The organism is Microbacterium sp. UNCCL10 (assembly GCF_000746195.1).
Lineage (GTDB): Bacteria > Actinomycetota > Actinomycetes > Actinomycetales > Microbacteriaceae > Microbacterium > Microbacterium saccharophilum.
The window spans coordinates 1,134,247-1,153,597 of the sequence record NZ_JQKT01000007.1; the positions used below are offsets into that span (position 1 = coordinate 1,134,247).

Below are 19,351 nucleotides of genomic sequence, written 5' to 3' on the forward strand. Positions count from 1 at the left end.
CGCGGATGTCCGGCACGGAGCGTTCGTCGTCGCTCACGACGCTCGCGCGCGCCGGATTCGGCCAGCTGACCGCCGCCGACACGCTGCTCGACGAGCTCGCCGCGGAACTCGGCATCCCGCGTCTGGACGTCGTGACCGGCGCCGACGCGGCGGCAGACCCCGACGCGGCCATCACGGCGCTCGCCCGCATCGCCCGCCGCGACCCGGCACCGGTGCGCGCCGCGCTGCGCGCCGACCCCGTCACGCTCTGGGCCCTGCTGGGCGCCTCGCCCGGCTTCGGCGAGTTCTACGCGCGGCACCCGGCCGAGCTGGCCTTCCTCGAGGGCGCCGGCGCCTCCCTGCCGAGCGGCGACGAGCTGCGCGCGGAGCTGCTGGCATCCGTCGCCGCCGACGAGGACGGCTTCGCCGCGACCGGCGACGAGACGGCGTGGGTCGCGCTGCGCATCCGCTATCGTCGCCTCCTCGCCCGGATCGCCGCGTTCGACCTCCGCGCCCCGAGCGCCGTCGACGTGCTCGCCCCGGTCGCCGCGGCACTCGCAGATGCCGCCGGGGCCGCACTGGAGGCGTCGCTGTGCGTCGCGCGCACCCGCGTGACGACGGGCGGCGCGGGGGCGGGCCTGTTCCCGCGTGAGCAGGTGGCGGCCGTCCGACTCGCGATCATCGGAATGGGCAAGACGGGGGCCCGGGAGCTCAACTACGTCAGCGACGTGGACGTCATCTTCGCCGGCGGCGCGGACGATGCCGTCACGGAGGCGATCGGCGAGAGCCGCGTCATCGACATCGCGACGCGCCTCGCCGTCCAGACGATGCGCGGGATCACGAGCATCGAGATCGAGCCTCCGCTGTGGGAGGTGGATGCCAACCTGCGGCCGGAGGGAAAGCAGGGCGCCCTCGTCCGCACGATCGACTCGCACGTGTCGTACTACGACCGCTGGGCCAAGAGCTGGGAGTTCCAGGCCCTGCTGAAGGCCCGCCCCATCGCGGGGGACCGGGATCTCGGCGACGCGTACATCGCGGCCGTGCAGCCGAAGGTGTGGACGAGCGCCGCGCGGGAGAACTTCGTCGACAGCGTGCAGCGCATGCGCGAGCGGGTCACCGAGCACATCCCGGCCGCGGAGGTCGCCTACCAGCTGAAGCTCGGACCCGGCGGCATCCGCGACATCGAGTTCACCGTCCAGCTGCTGCAGCTCGTGCACGGTCTCGCCGACGAGCGCATCCGGCAGCGCGGGACGCTCGACGCGCTGGATGCGCTCGTCGCGGAGGGCTACATCGGCCGGTCCGACGCCGCCACGTTCTCGCACGACTACCGGCAGCTCCGGGTGCTGGAGCACCGCCTGCAGCTGCGCGACCTCCGCCGCACCCACCTCATGCCCACGACGCCGGAGGGGCTGCGCGTCCTCGCGCGGGCGTCCCGGCTCGCCGACACCGGCGACGGCGTGTGGCAGCTCTGGGAATCGGTGAAGCGCGAAGTGCGCGACATCCACGTCCGCCTCTTCTACCGGCCGCTGCTGTCCGCCGTCGCGGCACTGCCGAGCGACGAGCAGACGCTGTCGCCGGCCCAGGCCCACGACCGGCTCGCGGCCATCGGCTTCCGCGACCCGACCGGCGCTCTCCGCCACATCGGCGCGCTCACGAGCGGCCTCAGCCGGAAGGCGACGATCCAGCGCCACCTCATGCCGGTGATGATCCGCTGGTTCGCGGACGGCGTCGACCCCGACTACGGCCTCATCTGCTTCCGCCGCATCAGCGAGCGGCTGGGCGACACCCCGTGGTTCCTGCGCATGCTGCGCGACTCGTCCGGCGCGGCCGAGCGCCTCACCCGGGTCCTCTCCGGGTCGCGCTACATCGGCGAGCTCATGGAGTGGATCCCGGAGTCCGTCGCATGGCTCGACGCGCAGGAGAGCCTGAAGCCCCGCACCGGCGTCGCCCTCCAGGAGGAGGCCCGCGCCATCCAGGCGCGGCACGCGCCCATCGACGAGGCGATGCGCGCCGTCCGGGCGCTGCGTCGCCGTGAGCTGCTGCGTCTCGCGATCGGCGGCGTCCTCGGCATCCTGACCATCGACGAGCTCGCGCACGGCCTCACGACGATCAGCGAGGTCACCATCCAGGCGACACTGCGGGCCGTCCGCCGCGAGGTGGTCCCCGAGGAGGACCGCGCCCTCGACTTCTCCGTCATCGCGATGGGGCGGTTCGGGGGAGGGGAGCTGGGCTTCGGCTCGGACGCCGACGTCATGTACGTCTACGACGCGAACGGTCTCGACCCGCAGCGCGCGCACACGCTCGCGACGCAGATCGTGACGGGGCTGCGCACCTATTCCGAGGACCAGCGGGTCCCGTTCGAGCTGGATGCGGGGCTCCGTCCGGAGGGCCGCAACGGCCCGCTCGCACGCTCCATCGAGGCCTATGCGGAGTACTACCGCCGGTGGTCGCTGTCGTGGGAGGCCCAGGCGCTGCTGCGCGCGCGCGGGGTCGCCGGCAGCGTCAAGCTCATCCGCCGCTTCATGCAGCTCGCCGACGATGTCCGCTACCCGGCGGCCGTGGCGCTGCAGGACCTCCGCGAGATCAAGCGCATCAAGGCCCGCGTCGAGAACGAGCGTCTGCCGCAGGGGGTCGACCGGTCGCGGCACCTGAAGCTCGGGCCGGGCGGGCTCAGCGACGTCGAATGGCTCGTGCAGCTGCTGCAGCTCGAGCACGGGCACCGCATCCCGTCGCTGCAGACCACGTCGACCCTGGAGGCGCTGGCGGCCGCCGTGGAGGCGGGACTCGTTCCGGAGACCGCCGCCGAGCGGCTGGAGGCCGCCTGGCGTCTCGCGAGCCGGCTGCGGTCGGCGAACACGCTGCTGTCCGGGCAGACGAGCGACGTGCTGCCGGTGGACCGCGGCAAGCTCGACGGAATCGGGCGCCTGCTGGAGTACCCGCCGCGCTCGGCGACCCTCGTCGAGGAGGACTGGATGGGCACGGCGCGCCGCGCCCGCCGCGCCTTCGAGAAGCTCTTCTACGGGTAGGCGCGGTCCGCGGCGGTCTCAGGCGTCGCCACGCACGGCGTCCTCGCGCACGATGAGGACGGGGCAGTGCGCATGCGCGGCGCACGCGGCGCTGACCGAGCCCAGCATCAGTCCGGCGAACCCGCCGTGGCCCCGGCTGCCGAGCACGAGCATCTCGGCATCCCGGCTCTGCGCGATCAGCGTCGGCGCCGGCAGGCCGGGCAGCACGGTCCGGACGAGGGCCCGGGGCGGCGCGTCGGCGAAGGCCTGCTCGACGGCGTCGTCCAGAACCGCGGAGGCCTCCACCTCGGGCGACCACCCTGCGATCGACGAGTAGTCGACGAACGGCGGGGCGGTCCACGTGGTCACCGCCTCCAGCGGTGCGCCGAGCGCCTCGGCGATCCTCGCAGCGTGCCGCAGGGCCGCGATCGACGAGTCGGATCCGTCCACCCCCACCACGATCGGTCGCGCCCCGGCGCCGTGGACCAGTCCGTCATCCTCGCTCATGCTTTGATCCCACCGCATCGGCTCGCACGTGTCGAGCATCCGGGCCAAGCTGGAGGCATGCCCGTTCTCCGCGCTCTGCGTCGCTACCGCGTCATCCTGCTCGCGCTCGTCGTCCTCGCGGTCGTCTTCCTGCTGCACGCGGCCGGCATGCCGGCGGCGGGTCGCTGGACCGCGACCGTCTTCGTCGCGCTGTTCGTGGTGTGGACGCTCATCGGGATGGTGCGCGACGTCCTCCGCGGACACATCGGGCTCGACGTCCTCGCGGTCGTCGCGATGGTCGCGACGCTGGCGGTCGGGGAGTACATCGCGGCCCTCATCATCGTGCTCATGCTCGCCGGCGGAGAGGCGCTGGAAGACATCGCCGGGCGGCGGGCGAAGCGGGAGCTCACGGCACTGCTGGATCGCACCCCCCGCGTCGCGCACGTGATCGTGCATCCCCGATCCTCGGATGCGGATGAGATCCAGGATGCCGACGTCGACGACGTCGTGGTCGGCGATGTGCTGTTGGTCCGTCCGTCCGAGATCGTGCCGGTGGACGGGACGCTGCTCAGTGAGACCGGCACCTTCGACGAGTCCTCGATCACGGGGGAGAGCCTCCCCGTGACCAGGCGGGCCGGTGAGGAGGTGCTCTCCGGGGCCACGAACGGCGAGGGCGCCGTCCGGATCCGGGTCCTCCGGCGCGGCGCCGACAGCCAGTACCAGCAGATCGTGGCCCTCGTGCGCGGCGCCTCCGAATCCCGGGCGCCGGTCGTGCGCCTGGCGGACCGGTTCGCCGTCCCGTTCACCGCCGTGTCGCTCGTCCTCGCCGGGACGGCGTGGGCGATCTCGGGGGAACCCAGCCGGTTCGCCGAGGTCCTGGTTCTCGCCACCCCCTGCCCGCTGCTGATCGCCGCCCCTGTCGCGTTCCTCGCCGGATTGTCGCGAGCCGCGAAGGCCGGCGTCATCATGAAGGGCGGGGCGGTGATCGAGCAGCTCGCGCGGGTGCGCTCGGCCTGCTTCGACAAGACCGGCACCCTCACCCAGGGCCGACCGGAGCTGATCGAAGTGCGGGCGGCCGACGGCTTCGCGGAGCCGGACCTGCTGCGGCTGGCCGCCTCGGCCGAGCAGTACTCCTCCCACGTGCTGGCCGACGGCATCCGGCGCGCGGCACACGAGCGCGGCATCCCGCTGAGCTCCGCGGAACGGGCGAGCGAGATCGCGACGAACGGCGTCACGGCCGTGATCGAGGGCCGGGAGGTCGTGGTGGGGAAGCCCGCCTATGTGGCCGGCCTGACGCCCGACATGCAGCCGGCGACGCTGGAGCCCGGGCAGGCGGCGGCCTACGTCGCGATCGACGGCCGGTTCGCCGGCGCACTGATCCTCGCCGATGCGGCCCGCCCCGAATCCGCGCAGGTCGTCACATGGCTGCGGGGGAACGGCGTCGAACGCATCACGATGCTCACCGGCGACGCCCACGCGACCGCCGCGTCGATCGCGGCGACGGTGGGCATCGACGACGTGCACGCCGACCTGCTGCCCGCGGAGAAGGTGCACCTCGCCGCGCAGCTCCGCCCCCGGCCCACCATGATGGTCGGCGACGGCGTGAACGATGCGCCCGTGCTGGCGGCGGCCGACATCGGCGTCGCGATGGGGGCCCGGGGCGCGACAGCGGCCGGCGACGCCGCGGATGTCGTCATCCTGGTGGACTCGCTCGCGAAGGTGGCGGATGCCGTGGCGATCGGCCGGCACACGGTGCAGGTGGCCCTCACCGCGATATGGATCGGGATCGGCCTGAGCATCGGACTCATGGTGATCGCGATGACGGGCGTCATCCCTGCCGTCGGCGGCGCGCTCATCCAGGAACTCGTCGACCTGGCCACGATCCTGTACGCCCTGCGGGCGTTGCGCGGACCGGCGCCGGGGGAGGAGCGGGCCCCGACCGACGCGAGGAGGCCGCAGCGCGCAGCTTCCGCAGCATGACCTCCGGTGCCACACTGACCCCGGGACAGGAGGAGGACGATGACGTCGCCCGCGATCAGCACGCACGCCCTGCGCAAGGACTACGGCCGCCACATCGCGTTGCACGGGCTCGACCTGCGCGTTCCGCGGGGCTCCGTGTACGGGCTGATCGGCCCGAACGGCGCCGGCAAGACCACGACCCTGCGGATGCTGCTGGACATCATCCGCCCCACGTCGGGGGAGATCACCGTCCTCGGTGAGAACCCCCGGGCCGGCGGCGCGGCCCTCCGCCGGCGCATCGGCTATGTCCCCGGCGAGCTGCGGTGGGGGACGCGCCTGCGAGGCGAGGCGCTGCTGCGCCACCTCGCCGAGATCAGCGGGCCCGTGCGGGCGGGGGCGATCCATGAACTCGCCGAGCGGCTCGACCTCGACCTCACCCGCCCCGTGCGCATGCTGTCCAAGGGCAACCGCCAGAAGCTCGGTCTCGTGCAGGCGCTCATGCACGAACCCGACCTGCTCGTCCTCGATGAGCCGACGAGCGGCCTGGATCCGCTCGTCCAGCGGGAGTTCCTCGCTCTCATCCGGGAGGCGCGCGAGCGCGGGCAGACCGTGCTGCTCAGCTCGCACGTCCTCAGCGAGATCCAGCAGGCTGCGGACGATGTCGCCGTGCTCGCCGCAGGCAGGGTCGTCGCCGAGGGGCCGGTGGCCGACCTGCGGCTCGCGAGCGTCCGCCGCATCCACGCGATGCTCGCCGGGTCGACGGCGGACGAGGTCCGCAGCGCCCTGCAGAGCACCCCCGGCGTCGAGTCGCTCGAGGTCGCCGACGCGCCCTCCGGCGGCCTCGTACGGGTCAGCGCCACCAGCCGGGGCGACATCGATCCGGTGCTGCGCGTGCTCACCGCGTCGACGGTCCGGGAGCTGACGGTCGAGGAGCCCGACCTGGAGGAGTCCGTCCTCGGTCTGTACGAGGCGGAACCGCAGGCCCCGCGTCGACGAGGACGTCCGTGAGCGGCGCGGCGGGCGTGCGGCAGGCGCCGCTGCCCATCCTGCGGCGCGCACTGACCGACGGGTGGCGGGGACTGCTGGGGTGGACGGTCGGACTCGCCGGCGTCGCGCTGCTCTACCTGCCGCTGTTCCCGTCGATGGCGTCGCCGGAGCTCACCGACGTGCTCGACGCACTCCCGCCCGCCCTCATCGAGACGCTCGGCTATCGGGACATCGGGACCGGGCCGGGGTACACGCAGGCGACCTTCTTCGGACTGATCGGCTTCGTGCTCCTCACGATCGCGTCGATCGGCTGGGGCGCCGCCCTCATCGGCGGCGCGGAGGAGTCCGGCCGCCTGGAGCTGACCCTCGCGCACGGCGTGGGCCGGGTCTCGTACGCGGTCCAGAGTGCCGCGGCCCTCGTCCTCAAGCTCGCGTGGCTCGGCGTCGCGGCGTGGCTGATCATCCGGGCGATCGAGGGACCGGCGCAGCTGGGTCTGGATGCCGGGAACCTCTGGGCGACCGTCGCGGCGTGGGTCGGCGCAGGGCTCGTGTCGGGCGCCGCGGCCCTCGCCGCCGGCGGGCTCACCGGCAGCCGGGCGTGGAGCGTCGGCGCGGGCGCGGGGGTCGCGGTCGCCGGGTACACCCTGCAGGCCGTCGCGAACAACAGCGCCGACCTCGACGTGCTGCGCCGGTTCTCGCCGTTCGACTGGGCGTTCGGCAGCGCGCCGCTGGCGAACGGCGCCGACGTCGGCGGTCTCGGTCTGCTCTTCGGCGTCTCCGCCGTGCTGATCGCCGTCGCCACGCTCGGCCTCGCCCGCCGCGACGTGCTGGGGTAGCCGCGCCGGCGGGATCCGGATACGCGGGCATGCAGAAAGGCCCCGGCGATCCGCCGGGGCCTTTCCGTGGTGTGCGTCAGACGCCGAAGTACAGCTCGTACTCGAACGGGTGCGGACGCGCCGCGAGCGGCTTGATCTCGTTCTCGATCTTGTACTCGATCCAGGTCTCGATCAGCTCGGGCGTGAAGACGCCGCCGGCCAGCAGGAACTCGTTGTCGGCACGGAGGGCCTCCAGCGAGTCCAGCAGGGAGTTCGGCACCTGCGGGATGTTCTTGGCCTCCTCGGGCGGCAGCTCGTAGAGGTCCTTGTCGACCGGCTCGTGCGGCTCGATGCGGTTCTTGATGCCGTCCAGGCCCGCCATCATCTGCGCCGCGAAGGCCAGGTACGGGTTGCCGGAGGCGTCGGGCGCGCGGAACTCGATGCGCTTGGCCTTCGGGTTGGAGCCCGTGATGGGGATGCGGATGGCCGCGGAGCGGTTGCCGGCCGAGTAGACCAGGTTGACCGGGGCCTCGTAGCCCTTGACCAGGCGCTTGTAGGAGTTCAGCGTCGGGTTGGTGAAGGCGAGGACGGCGGGCGCGTGCGCCAGCAGGCCGCCGATGTACCAGCGCGCGATGTCGGACAGCCCGCCGTAGCCCTTCTCGTCGTAGAACAGCGGCTTGCCCTCGAGCCACAGCGACTGGTGCGTGTGCATGCCGGAGCCGTTGTCGCCGAAGAGCGGCTTGGGCATGAAGGTCGCGACCTTGCCCCACTGCTCGGCGACGTTCTTGACGATGTACTTGAACTTGAGGATGTCGTCCGCGGAGTGGACCATCGTGTCGAAGCGGTAGTTGATCTCCTGCTGACCGCCCGTGCCGACCTCGTGGTGGGCGCGCTCGAGGACGAGGCCCGCCTCGATCAGGTGCAGCGAGATGTCGTCGCGCAGGTCGGCGGTCTTGTCGACCGGCGAGACGGGGAAGTAGCCGCCCTTGAAGGGGGTCTTGTTGGCGAGGTTGCCGCCCTCTTCGACGCGACCGGTGTTCCAGGCGCCTTCCTCGGAGTCGACCGAGTAGAAGCTCGAGTTCTGCTTCACCTCGTAGCGCACGTCGTCGAAGATGTAGAACTCGGCCTCAGGGGCGAAGAACGCGGTGTCGGCGATGCCGGTGGAGGCCAGGTACTTCTCCGCCTTCTTGGCGACCTGGCGCGGGTCCTTCGCGTAGATCTCCCCGTTGCGGGGGTTGTAGATGTCGAAGATCATGATCAGCGTCTTCGCCTCGCGGAACGGGTCGAGGTACGCCGTCGACACGTCCGGGATGAGCTGCATGTCCGATTCGTGGATGTTCGCGAAGCCCCGGATGGAGGACCCGTCGAACAACTGCCCGACCGTGAAGAATTCCTCATCGACGGTCGAAGCGGGGATGTTGAAGTGCTGCTGGACACCGGGGAGATCCGTGAAACGGATGTCGAGGAACTTGACGTCCTCGTCCTTGATGAATTTCAGCACCTCGGATGAATCTTTGAACATGGAGTCTCCAAGATCGGGTGAGGAACGGGCCTGTCGAGAGCAGGCGTACAACGAACCTAACCGGATCCAGTTGCCCGGCAGTATCCCCCGTGTTTCGGGGATGTTACGTCGCCGCCGTTAGGCTTGAGCGGTGGCAGACCTGAGGATCGGGAACAGCTATCCGGGGGAGCGGCTCGGGCGACCGACGACCGGTCCGCAGAGCGTGGCCCGCGTCGGCCGGCGTCTGGCGGCCATCGCGATCGACTGGGCCTGCGCCGTCATCATCTCGATGGCGTTCTTCTCCTACGACCCGATGGCCACGCTCGCCGTGTTCGCGGCGGTGCAGATCGTCTTCATCCCGACGATCGCCGGAAGCCCCGGCCACCGCCTCATGGGAATGCGCCTGACGATGCTCGACGGCGGATGGGTGGGGCTCTGGCGCCCCGTCGTGCGGACGCTGCTGCTCGTCCTCGTCATCCCGGCCGTCATCTGGGACCCCGACCAGCGAGGCCTGCACGACAAGGCCGTCGGGACGATCCTCGTCCGCAGCTGACCGGCGGAGCCCCGCCGCGGGAATCAGCGCGGGCGCGGGGCGCGGGCGCGGAGCGGGTCGATGCCCTTGGGGATCGGCAGCGACGTGACCGACTGCGAGACCGAGTCGATGCGCTTGATGACCGCGGCCATCGTGGCGCGATCGACCTTCGTCGGCAGCGACTTGATGGCGCCGGCGAGCTTGCCGATGGGGATGTCGTCGTCGCCGTGGCCGACGTAGAAGACCTGCACGGGCACCCCCGAGGCGACGCGCTGCACCTTCATGCGCTCGTCGTTCACGAGCCGCGTGAGACGGCCGCGGGCGCCCTCGGCGACGATGACGACGCCGCCTCGTCCGACGGCGCGGTAGACGGCATCCTGCGTCTTGGGGTTGATGCCGACGGGCATCTCGCTGGCGACCCACTTGCGGCCGAGGGAGGTGGACAGGATGTGGCCGGTGGCTCCCGGCATCCCGTCGATCTTCTTGTACATGGCGCGCGTCGACAGGCGGGTCATCGTGATCATGGCGGCCAGGAAGCCGAACATCAGACCGGAGATGCCCCACAGGATGATGCTCCAGATCGCCGCGGGCGGGATCAGGAATCCGATGAGGACGCCGAGACCGACCCCGAGGACCAGGATGCCGATGAGCAGCCACGGCAGCCACGGGTAGGCATCCTTCGTGAACGTGATCAGGGTGCGGATCTGGGCGAAGAAGCCGGGGCGCTTTTCGGGCGCGGAACTGCGGGATGCCATGGCTCCCAGCCTACCTTCGACGGGCGCCGAGTTCTTCACAGTCGCTCCGGCGCGACGGCACTCCACAGATGCCCGGGGCGTCCGGAGGACGGCTGCTGCACGGCGCACACTGACCGGATGCCCCTACCCGCGGCCGCCGACGCCCTCGCCGCCCCCGCGCGGCTGCGCTCGGTCGTACCGGGGGAGCACCCGTATCCCGGCGTCGTGGTGGCCGGGGACCCTCCCCGGGTGTGGGTGGATGCCGACGACTTCCGCGACGGTCCCGCCTGGCGGGCCGATCCGGACGGGCATGTGCTCGGGCCGCTCGAAGTCGCGCGGACGCCCACGGATCACGCCGTCGTCCTCCCGCTGTGCACCGAGCGCCTCCGCGAAGCCGTCGTCCGCCGGGCACCGCTGTCGCGGGGCGAGGTCGTGACGGTGGCGGTCAGCCTGCTGCGCGGCGCCGTCGAGGCCGACGATCTCGGCGCGAGCCGTGGAGCGTGGTGGGTGACGGATGCCGGGCGTCCCGTGCTCGCCCTCACCGGGGAGACGCTGTGGCGGCCGGCGAGCGGGGAACTGTTCGCGCTGCTCGGACAGGAGCAGGACACGGACGTGGCGGAGGTGCTGGAGCGCTGCCGCGACGCGGTCGCCGATCCACGTCACCTGGCGCGGGATGCGGCTGCCTGCGAGGACGCCCTCTTCGCCCTCGCAGAGCCTGCCGCGCTCGGCACGCGCCTCACCCCGGTGCGCGCGCGAGACGTCGCGCGGGCGGCTCCGGCATCCGAGCAGCCGCCGCCGCGCGTCGTGGAGCTGGTCGCCCGGTGGCTGGATGCGGGGTTGGCCGACCGGCTCCGGGCGGCGCTGCCCCGGAAGGCCCCGGCGGCCCGGGAGCCGGGCGCCGCGGCCACGCGCCGACGGCGGGCGCCGTGGCTCCTCGGGGCGGGGCTCGCCGGCGTCATCGTCATGGCGGGTCTGCTGTGGCCGGACGATGCGCCCCGCGGCGCCGAGCCGCCGGTGGACCCGTCGCCGAGCGCGCCGTCGGTCTCCGTCTCTCCGAGCGCGCCGCCCGGGACACCCGAGGAGGAGCGGTCGCAGCTCCTGGACGAGCTCGCCCGGTGCGTCGCGTCGCCGTGCGGTGACGCCGACCCGCGGGAGGACCCGCGGCGACCGATCCCTGCGGGGATCGCGAGCGATCTCCGGTCGGAGCGGCGCATCACGCTGCTCGACGAGTACGGCGGGGTGTCCGTGCTGCGCGTGGAGAGCGGCACCGGGGAGGTTCCCCCGCAGATCGCGGTGATCGTCCGGGACGACGAGAAATGGCTGGTCCGCGACGTCTACGACGTCGCGGACCAGCCGTGAATCAGGTTCGACCCGGGATCAGATGCCGAGCTGTGCCTCGAACTGCGCGGCCTCCAGGCGGGCCTTGACGGCGCCGAGGAAGCGGGCCGCGTCGGCACCGTCGATCGTCCGGTGGTCGTACGACAGCGCGAGGAAGACGTACGAGCGGACCGAGATCGCGTCCTTCCCGTCCACCGTCACGACGCCGGGGCGCTTGACGACGACGCCGGTGCCGAGGATCGCCGACTGCGGCAGGAACACGACGGGCGTGTCGAACAGCGCGCCGCGCGAACCGGTGTTGGTCAGCGTGAACGTGCCGCCGGCGAGCTCGTCGGGCTTCAGCTTGTTGTCGCGCGTGCGCGCGGCGAGGTCGGCGATCTCGTGGGCGATCTGTGCGAGGTTCTTCGACGCGGCGTCACGCAGCACGGGCGTGAGGAGGCCCCGCTCGGTGTCGACCGCGATCGAGAGGTTCTCGCTCGCGGGGTAGACGATGTCGGTGCCGTCGACCGTCGCGTTGACGATCGGGTAAGCCTGCAGCGCCTCGGCGGCCGCGAGGGCGAAGAACGGCAGGAACGACAGCTTGTCGCCGGTCTTCTCCTGGAACGCGCCCTTCACCTGGTCGCGGTAGGACGCCAGCTTGGTGACGTCGACCTCGATGACCGTCGTCAGCTGCGCCGTCTGCTGCATCGAGGCGACCGCGCGCTCGGCGAGCACCTTGCGCAGACGCGACATGGGCTGCGTCGTGCCGCGCAGCGGCGAGACCTCGAGCGCGGGAGCGGCCGGTGCGGCAGCAGGTGCAGCGGGCGCTGCGGCGGGGGCCTTGGCGGCCTCGGCCGCCTTGAGGACGTCCTCCTTGCGGATGCGTCCGCCGACGCCCGTGCCGGTGACGGTCGCGAGGTCGACGCCCTGCTGCTGCGCGAGGCGGCGGACGAGCGGGGTCACGTAGGTGAGCGCGTCCTCATCCGCGGCGGGTGCCGGTGCGGCGGCTGCCGCAGGTGCCGCGGCGGCCGGAGCCTGCGGGGCGGATGCGGCCCGAGCCGGGGGGGCGGGAGCCTCCGGAGCGGGTGCGGCCGGAGCCGGGGCGGCGGGCGCCTCCTGCGCGGGGGCCGCCGGGGCCTCCTCCTGCGCGGGGGCCGCCGGGGCCTCCTGGGCGGGAGCGGCCGGAGCCGCGGGGGCGCCGGAGCCGATCCGGGCCAGCACGGAGCCGACGGCGACGGTCTCGTCCTCGCCGACGACGATCTCCTGCAGGACGCCGGCGAACGGGGCCGGGATCTCGGTGTCGACCTTGTCGGTGGAGATCTCCAGGAGCGGTTCGTCGGTCTCGACGCTGTCGCCGACCTGCTTGAGCCAGCGGGTCACGGTGCCTTCGGTCACGCTCTCACCCAGTTCGGGGAGGACGACGTCCTTGGCGTCGCCGGACGGGGCTGCGGCGGGCGCGGCCTGCTCGGCGGGCGCCTGCTCGGCGGGCGCCTGCTCGGCGGGTGCCGCCTGCTCCGCGGGTGCCGCCTGCTCCGCGGCGGGCGCCTCGGCGGCGGGCGGGGCCTCCTGGGCCGGGGCCTCGGCGGCGGGCGCCTCGTCTGCGGACGCGCCGGAGCCGTCGCCGATCTTCGCCAGGACGGCGCCGACCTCGACGGTCTCGTCCTCCTGGACGAGGATCTCCTCGATGACGCCGCTGATGGGCGAAGGGATTTCGGTATCCACCTTGTCGGTCGAGATCTCGAGCAGCCCTTCGTCGGCCTGCACGGTGTCACCGACCTTCTTGAGCCAGCGGGTGACCGTACCCTCGGTGACGCTCTCGCCGAGCGCGGGGAGGACCACGGATGTGCTCATGACCTTGTCTCCTTCAGAAATGTCGATGTCGTCTCTAGCTTAGTGATGCCCGACCGGGTGGTCAGAGCGCGTGGAGGGGCTTGCCCGCCAGGGCGAGGAACGCCTCGCCGAGCGCTTCGCTCTGCGTGGGGTGCGCATGGATGAGCGGTGCGAGGTCCTCCGGGTGGGCTTCCCAGCCGACCGCGAGCTGTCCCTCGGTGATGAGCTCGCCGACACGATCGCCCACCATGTGCACGCCGAGGACGGGGCCCTCGACCTGCCGCACGACCTTGACGATGCCCGCCGTGCCGAGGATCTCGCTCTTGCCGTTTCCGGCCAGGTTGTACTCGTAGGCGACCACGGCGTCGCCGTGCAGTGCGCGCGCCTGCGCTTCGGTGAGGCCGACGGAGGCGACCTCGGGGCTGGAGTAGGTGACGCGGGGGATGGTGGACTCGGGAACCGGCACGGGGCTCAGGCCCGCGATCTTCTCGGCCGCGAAGATGCCCTGCTGGAAACCGCGATGCGCGAGCTGCAGTCCCGGGACGATGTCGCCCACGGCCCACACGTGCGGGACGTTCGTCTGCAGCCGCTCGTCGACCGTGACGAAGCCGCGGTCGATCGTGACGCCGGCCTCCTCGAAGCCGAGACCCGCCGACGCGGGCCCGCGGCCCACGGCGACGAGGAGATAGTCCGCATCGATCGCGGTGCCGTCCTCCAGCGTCACCGTCACGCCGGCATCCGTCGGCGTCACGCCGGAGAACCGCACGCCGAGCTTCGCGGTGATGCCGCGCTTGCGGAAGGCCCGCTCGAGCGCCTTGCTGAGGGCGATGTCCTCGTTGGGCACGAGGTGCTCGAGCGCCTCGACGACCGTGACCTCGACGCCGAACGAGCGCCAGACGCTCGCGAACTCGACGCCGATGACGCCGCCGCCGAGGATCACGACCCGCGCCGGGATCTCCTCGAGCGCCAGCGCCCCCTCGCTCGTGATCACGCGTCCGCCGATCTCGAGGCCGGGGAGCGTGCGGCTGTACGAGCCGGTGGCGAGGATGACGTCGGCGCCGCGGTAGACGTCGTCGCCCACCGCGACGGCGCGGTCGGCGGTCAGGCGGCCCTCGCCGGCGACGACGGTGATGCCGCGCGCCTTGACGAGCCCCTCGAGGCCCTTGAACTTCTTCGCGACGATCCCTTCGCGGTAGGCCGTCACGCGGGAGATGTCGATGCCCTCGAGCGTCGCGGTCACCCCGACGTTGCCGGCGTCGCGGACGTGATCGGCCACCTCCGCGGCGTGCAGGAGCGCTTTCGTCGGGATGCAGCCGCGGTGCAGGCAGGTGCCGCCCAGCTTGTCCTTCTCGACGAGGATGACGGATTTCCCGAGCTCGGCGGCGCGGAGGGCCGCGGCATAGCCGCCGCTGCCACCGCCGAGGATGACGACGTCGGCGGTGTGGTCGGTCATGCTGCCCCTTCCAGGAACGCGATGAGGGAACGGACCGTCGCGCCCGTCGGACCCTTGTCGGTGGCGCCGTAGCCGCCGCCCTTGTGCATGCCGGCGCCGGCGATGTCCAGGTGCACCCAGGGTATACGCGGCGCGTCGGGCTCGTCCGAGACCGGGCCGACGAAACGGCGCAGGAACAGCCCGGCGAAGAGCGAGCCGCCCGCGGGGTCGCCGATCTTCGCGTTCTGCAGGTCGGCGATGGGGGAGTCCAGCTCGTCCTCCATGTGCGCCGGGAGCGGCAGCTGCCAGGCGAGCTCGCCGGCGCGCTCGGAGGCTGCGAGGTACTCCGCGACCGCGTCGTCCTCGCCCATCACGCCGACCACGCGGTTGCCGAGCGCGACCGTGATGGCGCCGGTGAGCGTCGCGACGTCGACGATCACGTCGGGGTGCTCACGGCTGGCCGCCACGAGCCCGTCGGCGAGGACCAGCCGGCCCTCGGCGTCGGTGTTGAGGACTTCGACGGTCGTGCCGCCGAGGGTCGTCAGTACGTCGCCCGGGCGGATGGCCCGGCCCGAGGGCATGTTGTCGGCGACGCACAGCCAGCCGGTGACGCGCACCGGCAGTGCGAGCGCGGCGGCGGCGCGGACGACGGCGAGGGCCGTCGCGGCGCCGCACATGTCGTACTTCATGCCGACCATGGAGGCGGCGGGCTTGAGCGACAGACCGCCGGTGTCGAACGTGATGCCCTTGCCGACGAGGGCCACGTGACGCGCGGCGCCCTCCGGCGCGTATTCCACGCGCACGAGGCGCGGCGGCCGGTCCGAGCCCTGCCCGACGCCGAGGATGCCGCCGAAGCCCTCCGCCGCGAGACGCTCCTCGTCGAAGACCTGCACGTCGATGGGGAGTCCCGCCGTCGCCTCGACGGCGCGCTCGGCGAAGTCGGCCGGGCCGAGCCACTCCGCGGGGATGTTCACGAGATCCTTCACGAGGGCGACGGCCTCGCCGGTCGCGGTGACCGCGGCCAGCTCGTCGTCGCCGACGGTGGCGGGGGAGTGCACAGTCACGGCGGACGCGCGCGACGCCCCGGCATCCTTCTTGTAGCCGGCGAAGCGATAGCCGCCGAGGACCGCGCCCTCCGCGGCGGCCCGCCACTGCGCCGGGGCGGCCGGGGCGGCAACCGCGAGCGTCGCGAAGCCGGTCGTGACCCGGACGGCGGCGCCGATCGCGTCGCGGATCGCCGCGGCATCCCCGGCGGCACCCGTGCCGACGACGATGAGGGGCTTGGCGGTGGCTTCCGGCGCGTAGACGCGGTGCGTCGCGCCGGCCGCGCCGGTGAAGCCGATGGCCGTCAGCGAGGCGGCCAGTCCCGGCCAGGCGGTCAGCGCCTGCTCCGCCGCGTCGAGCGGGGGGAGGGCGAGGACGAGCGCCTCCGCGTCGGATTCGTTCAGGGGGGCGGTGCTGTGCGAGAGCGCGGGAAACGGCATGCGTCCCATCCTAGGTTCGCGTGTTCGCTGTCAGCGGGACGGTCGCGCGACCGCCGCCCACGGCGGCTCGTACAGTTGTCTCATGCCTCTGTCCGGTCCTCTCTACGAGCGCGTCGTGTCCGCCCCGCCGGTTCCGCCGGGGCTCCCGCTCGTCATCACGCTGACGGGGTTCACGGATGCCGGGGGCGCCGTCGCGCGCGTCATCGACTACTTCCGCGACGAACTGGACCCCACCCCCGTCGTGGCGTTCTCGGCCGACGTGCTGCTGGACTACCGCGCCCGCCGACCCGTGATCACCTTCGACACCGATCACCTCACCGACTACCGCCCGGCGCGCCTGGAGCTCTCCCTCGCGCACGACGCCTCGGGCAGCCCCTTCCTGCTGCTCGCCGGCTACGAGCCCGACTTCGCATGGGAGGCGTTCGCCGAGACCGTCGTGGGCCTGGCGGAGGGACTGCAGGTCGCGACCGTCACGTGGGTCCACGCCATCCCGATGCCGGTGCCGCACACCCGCCCGATCGGGACCACCGTCAGCGGAACCCGCACGGACCTCACGCACGCGCACTCCGTGTGGCAGCCGCGGACGCAGGTCCCCGCCTCCATCGGGCACCTGCTCGAGCACCGCTTCGCCCAGGCCGGCGCCGAGGTCGCGGGTTTCGTCCTGCTGGTCCCGCACTACCTCGGCGACACCGACTACCCGGCGGCCGCGATCGCGGCGCTGGACAGCCTCACGGTCGCGACCGGACTCGTCTTCTCCAGCGACGACCTCCGTGAGGAGAACCGCGTCTACCTCGAGAAGGTGGACGATCAGGTGGAGGGCAGCCCCGAGCTGACGACGATGCTGCACAACCTCGAGGAGCGCTACGACTCCTACATGGCAGGCTCCACCCTCGGGCAGCCGATCATCCACGCGGGCGACCTGCCCAGCGCCGACGAGATCGCCGCCGAGCTCGAACGGTTCCTGGCTACGCGGCCGCCCGGAGACGACGACAAGCGGATGCGCCACTGACGGAATGTCCCTGCCCGCGGGGGCGTTCGTCTCTATGACGCGGAACCGCCGCGCGGCGCACGGCCGCACCGGCATCCGACGCGACATGTGAGACAATGGACCATCTGACCCGTTGTCGACACCGGCGCGGCGCCTGACGGCGCAGCCCGGGGACTTGACAAGGGTCTTACTAGTGTCCGAAACCCCGGCGGTCTCCGTCGGTGAAAGGCAAGACGTGACGTCAGGCACGAAGAGCACCCGCACACCCGCCGAGGACACCACCGAGGCGACGACGCCGGCTGCGAAGGCGCCGGCCAAGAAGGCGCCGGCGAAGGCCGCCCCGAAGACCACCGCGGCGAAGACTCCCGCCGCGAAGACCCCCGCCGCGAAGAAGCCGGCTGCCGCCAAGGCCGCCCCGGCGAAGGCACGCACCTCCAAGGCGAAGGCCACGGAGGAGGACGAGGAGATCGAAGACGTCGTCGTCCTCGACGACGTCGAGATCGACGACACCGACGACGCGGACGACGCCGCCCCGAAGAAGGACGCCGTCAAGGCGGCCGACGAGGACGAGGAAGAGGACGACGAGGAGACGGTGAAGCCCGCCTTCTCCGAGCCGCTGCCCACGGGCGCGATCGTCATCTCCTCCAGCGACGAGGACGACGTCCCGGTCTACTCCACGCAGATCACCGGCGCGACGGCCGACCCCGTCAAGGACTATCTGAAGCAGATCGGCAAGGTCCCCCTGCTGAACGCGGCCGAAGAGGTCGAGCTCGCGATGCGCATCGAGGCGGGCCTGTTCGCGGAGGAGAAGCTGTCGCACATGACGGCGGCCGAGAAGTCCAAGCAGCTGGGCCTGGACCTCCAGTGGGTCGCCCGCGACGGCCAGCGCGCGAAGAGCCACCTGCTCGGCGCCAACCTGCGCCTCGTGGTCTCCCTCGCCAAGCGCTACACCGGCCGCGGCATGCAGTTCCTGGATCTCATCCAGGAGGGCAACCTGGGCCTCATCCGCGCGGTCGAGAAGTTCGACTACACGAAGGGCTTCAAGTTCTCCACGTACGCCACGTGGTGGATCCGCCAGGCGATCACTCGCGCGATGGCCGACCAGGCCCGCACGATCCGCATCCCCGTCCACATGGTCGAGGTCATCAACAAGCTCGCCCGCGTGCAGCGTCAGATGCTCCAGGACCTGGGCCGCGAGCCCACCCCGGAGGAGCTGTCCCGCGAACTGGACATGACGCCCGAGAAGGTCGTCGAGGTCCAGAAGTACGGCCGCGAGCCCATCTCCCTGCACACGCCCCTCGGCGAGGACGGCGACAGCGAGTTCGGCGACCTCATCGAGGACACCGAAGCGGTCGTGCCGGCCGACGCCGTCGGCTTCACGATGCTGCAGCGCCAGCTCGAGTCGCTCCTGGACTCCCTCTCCGAGCGCGAGGCGGGCGTCATCCGCATGCGCTTCGGTCTCGGCGACGGTCAGCCCAAGACGCTCGACCAGATCGGCGACACGTTCGGCGTGACCCGCGAGCGGATCCGCCAGATCGAGTCCAAGACGATGGCGAAGCTGCGCCACCCGTCGCGTTCGCAGTCGCTGCGGGACTACCTCGAATGACCGCGGCGGCCAACGAGGGCAAGGCCCTCGAGGTCGCCGTGGACGGCGTCTCGTACGCGCGCATCCCGATCCGGACGCGCGTCGTGATGCCCGGCGACGACCTCGACGCCTTCGTGGCGGAGTACGCGACGCCGACGGTGCAGCCCGGCGACATCCTGTTCGTGACGGAGAAGATCGTCGCGATCACGCAGGGGCGATCGTTCCGCCTGGATGAGATCACCCCGCGCCCGCTCGCGCGCCTGCTCTCGAAGTACGTGGTGCGCACGCCCTACGGGATCGGCCTCGGCATGCCCGAGACGATGGAGATGGCGCTCCGGGAGTGCGGGACGCCCCGCATCCTGTTCGCCGCGGCCGTCAGCGCCGTCACGAAGCTGTGCGGTCGGCGCGGCGACTTCTACCGCATCGCGGGCGACAAGGCCCGCGCGATCGACGGGCCGACGAGCGGCACCATCCCCCCGTACAACCAGGCCGTCGTCCTCGGGCCGGACAAGCCCGATGAGGTCGCCGCGCGCCTGAAGTCCCTGCTGGGCTCGGCCCTGGAGGTCGCGGTCGTCGACATCAACGACATCGGCGGCAACATCCTCGGCTCGACGCTGGACAAGGCGGGGGAGCAGCGGCTCGTCCGCATCCTCGGCGACAACCCGCTCGGGCAGGGACACCAGTCCACGCCTCTGGGCGTCATCCGCAAGGCCTGAC

At 72.1% G+C, this 19,351-nt stretch carries 15 protein-coding genes; 9 read left to right on the plus strand and 6 right to left on the minus strand.

What is annotated here, in order from left to right; all coding sequences use genetic code 11:
* Positions 1-5: 5 nt before the first annotated feature.
* The gene (locus BR85_RS05660) at positions 6-3,005 is read left to right on the plus strand and encodes a bifunctional [glutamine synthetase] adenylyltransferase/[glutamine synthetase]-adenylyl-L-tyrosine phosphorylase (protein ID WP_028495646.1); all 3,000 of its coding nucleotides are present in this window, start codon (positions 6-8) and stop codon (positions 3,003-3,005) included.
* A gap of 18 nt (positions 3,006-3,023) precedes the next feature.
* Here the strand turns inward: BR85_RS05660 and BR85_RS05665 are convergent, their stop codons facing one another.
* Entirely contained in the window at positions 3,024-3,491 is a 468-nt protein-coding gene (locus BR85_RS05665) for a universal stress protein (RefSeq protein ID WP_051526239.1), read from the minus strand.
* A gap of 57 nt (positions 3,492-3,548) precedes the next feature.
* On the opposite strand from BR85_RS05665, the gene BR85_RS05670 reads away from it, so the two are divergent.
* From BR85_RS05670 to BR85_RS05680, 3 genes are read left to right on the plus strand one after another with little or no spacing between them, the layout of a single operon-like run.
* Entirely contained in the window at positions 3,549-5,450 is a 1,902-nt protein-coding gene (locus tag BR85_RS05670; RefSeq protein WP_036272279.1) for a heavy metal translocating P-type ATPase, read from the plus strand.
* 39 nt (positions 5,451-5,489) lie between these two features.
* Positions 5,490-6,437, plus strand: coding sequence for an ABC transporter ATP-binding protein (locus BR85_RS05675; protein WP_036272281.1), 948 nt, complete (start codon positions 5,490-5,492; stop codon positions 6,435-6,437).
* A complete protein-coding gene (locus BR85_RS05680; RefSeq protein ID WP_028495648.1) occupies positions 6,434-7,252 on the plus strand; it encodes an ABC transporter permease subunit in 819 nt (272 codons plus the stop codon). The genes BR85_RS05675 and BR85_RS05680 overlap by 4 nt, the downstream gene beginning before the upstream one ends.
* Positions 7,253-7,328: 76 nt before the next feature.
* Here BR85_RS05680 and glnA read toward each other — a convergent pair whose 3' ends face one another.
* On the minus strand, positions 7,329-8,753 hold the full coding sequence (gene glnA, locus BR85_RS05685) for a type I glutamate--ammonia ligase (RefSeq protein WP_028495649.1): 1,425 nt from the start codon (positions 8,751-8,753) through the stop codon (positions 7,329-7,331).
* A gap of 130 nt (positions 8,754-8,883) precedes the next feature.
* Here glnA and BR85_RS05690 point away from each other — a divergent pair, with 130 nt between their 5' ends.
* Positions 8,884-9,285, plus strand: coding sequence for an RDD family protein (locus BR85_RS05690; protein WP_028495650.1), 402 nt, complete (start codon positions 8,884-8,886; stop codon positions 9,283-9,285).
* Positions 9,286-9,308: 23 nt separating this feature from the next.
* On the opposite strand, the gene BR85_RS05695 is transcribed toward BR85_RS05690, so the two are convergent.
* Positions 9,309-10,019 carry a DUF4191 family protein gene (locus tag BR85_RS05695; RefSeq protein WP_028495651.1) on the minus strand — a complete coding sequence of 237 codons (711 nt, stop codon included), beginning with the start codon at positions 10,017-10,019 and terminating at the stop codon, positions 9,309-9,311.
* A gap of 117 nt (positions 10,020-10,136) precedes the next feature.
* Here BR85_RS05695 and BR85_RS05700 point away from each other — a divergent pair, with 117 nt between their 5' ends.
* The gene (locus BR85_RS05700; protein WP_036272283.1) at positions 10,137-11,357 is read left to right on the plus strand and encodes a hypothetical protein; all 1,221 of its coding nucleotides are present in this window, start codon (positions 10,137-10,139) and stop codon (positions 11,355-11,357) included.
* An 18-nt stretch (positions 11,358-11,375) separates the two neighbouring features.
* Here the strand turns inward: BR85_RS05700 and sucB are convergent, their stop codons facing one another.
* The 3 genes from sucB to BR85_RS05715 all read right to left on the minus strand — a co-directional run bounded on the left by sucB (position 11,376) and on the right by BR85_RS05715 (position 16,061).
* Complete coding sequence (gene sucB / locus BR85_RS05705; RefSeq protein ID WP_028495652.1) at positions 11,376-13,166, minus strand: 2-oxoglutarate dehydrogenase, E2 component, dihydrolipoamide succinyltransferase; 1,791 nt, start codon at positions 13,164-13,166, stop codon at positions 11,376-11,378.
* Positions 13,167-13,227: 61 nt separating this feature from the next.
* On the minus strand, positions 13,228-14,598 hold the full coding sequence (gene lpdA, locus BR85_RS05710) for a dihydrolipoyl dehydrogenase (RefSeq protein ID WP_028495653.1): 1,371 nt from the start codon (positions 14,596-14,598) through the stop codon (positions 13,228-13,230).
* Positions 14,595-16,061, minus strand: a complete 1,467-nt coding sequence (locus tag BR85_RS05715; RefSeq protein ID WP_028495654.1) for a leucyl aminopeptidase — start codon at positions 16,059-16,061, stop codon at positions 14,595-14,597. The genes lpdA and BR85_RS05715 overlap by 4 nt, the downstream gene beginning before the upstream one ends.
* An 82-nt stretch (positions 16,062-16,143) precedes the next feature.
* Between BR85_RS05715 and BR85_RS05720 the strand changes: the two genes are divergently transcribed.
* The 3 genes from BR85_RS05720 (at position 16,144) to BR85_RS05730 (ending at position 19,350) form a co-directional block, all read left to right on the plus strand.
* Positions 16,144-17,070, plus strand: coding sequence for a proteasome assembly chaperone family protein (locus BR85_RS05720; protein ID WP_028495655.1), 927 nt, complete (start codon positions 16,144-16,146; stop codon positions 17,068-17,070).
* Between the two features lie 214 nt (positions 17,071-17,284).
* The gene (locus tag BR85_RS05725) at positions 17,285-18,655 is read left to right on the plus strand and encodes an RNA polymerase sigma factor (protein WP_028495656.1); all 1,371 of its coding nucleotides are present in this window, start codon (positions 17,285-17,287) and stop codon (positions 18,653-18,655) included.
* Positions 18,652-19,350, plus strand: coding sequence for a coenzyme F420-0:L-glutamate ligase (locus BR85_RS05730; RefSeq protein WP_028495657.1), 699 nt, complete (start codon positions 18,652-18,654; stop codon positions 19,348-19,350). The genes BR85_RS05725 and BR85_RS05730 overlap by 4 nt, the downstream gene beginning before the upstream one ends.
* Position 19,351 lies beyond the last annotated feature (1 nt).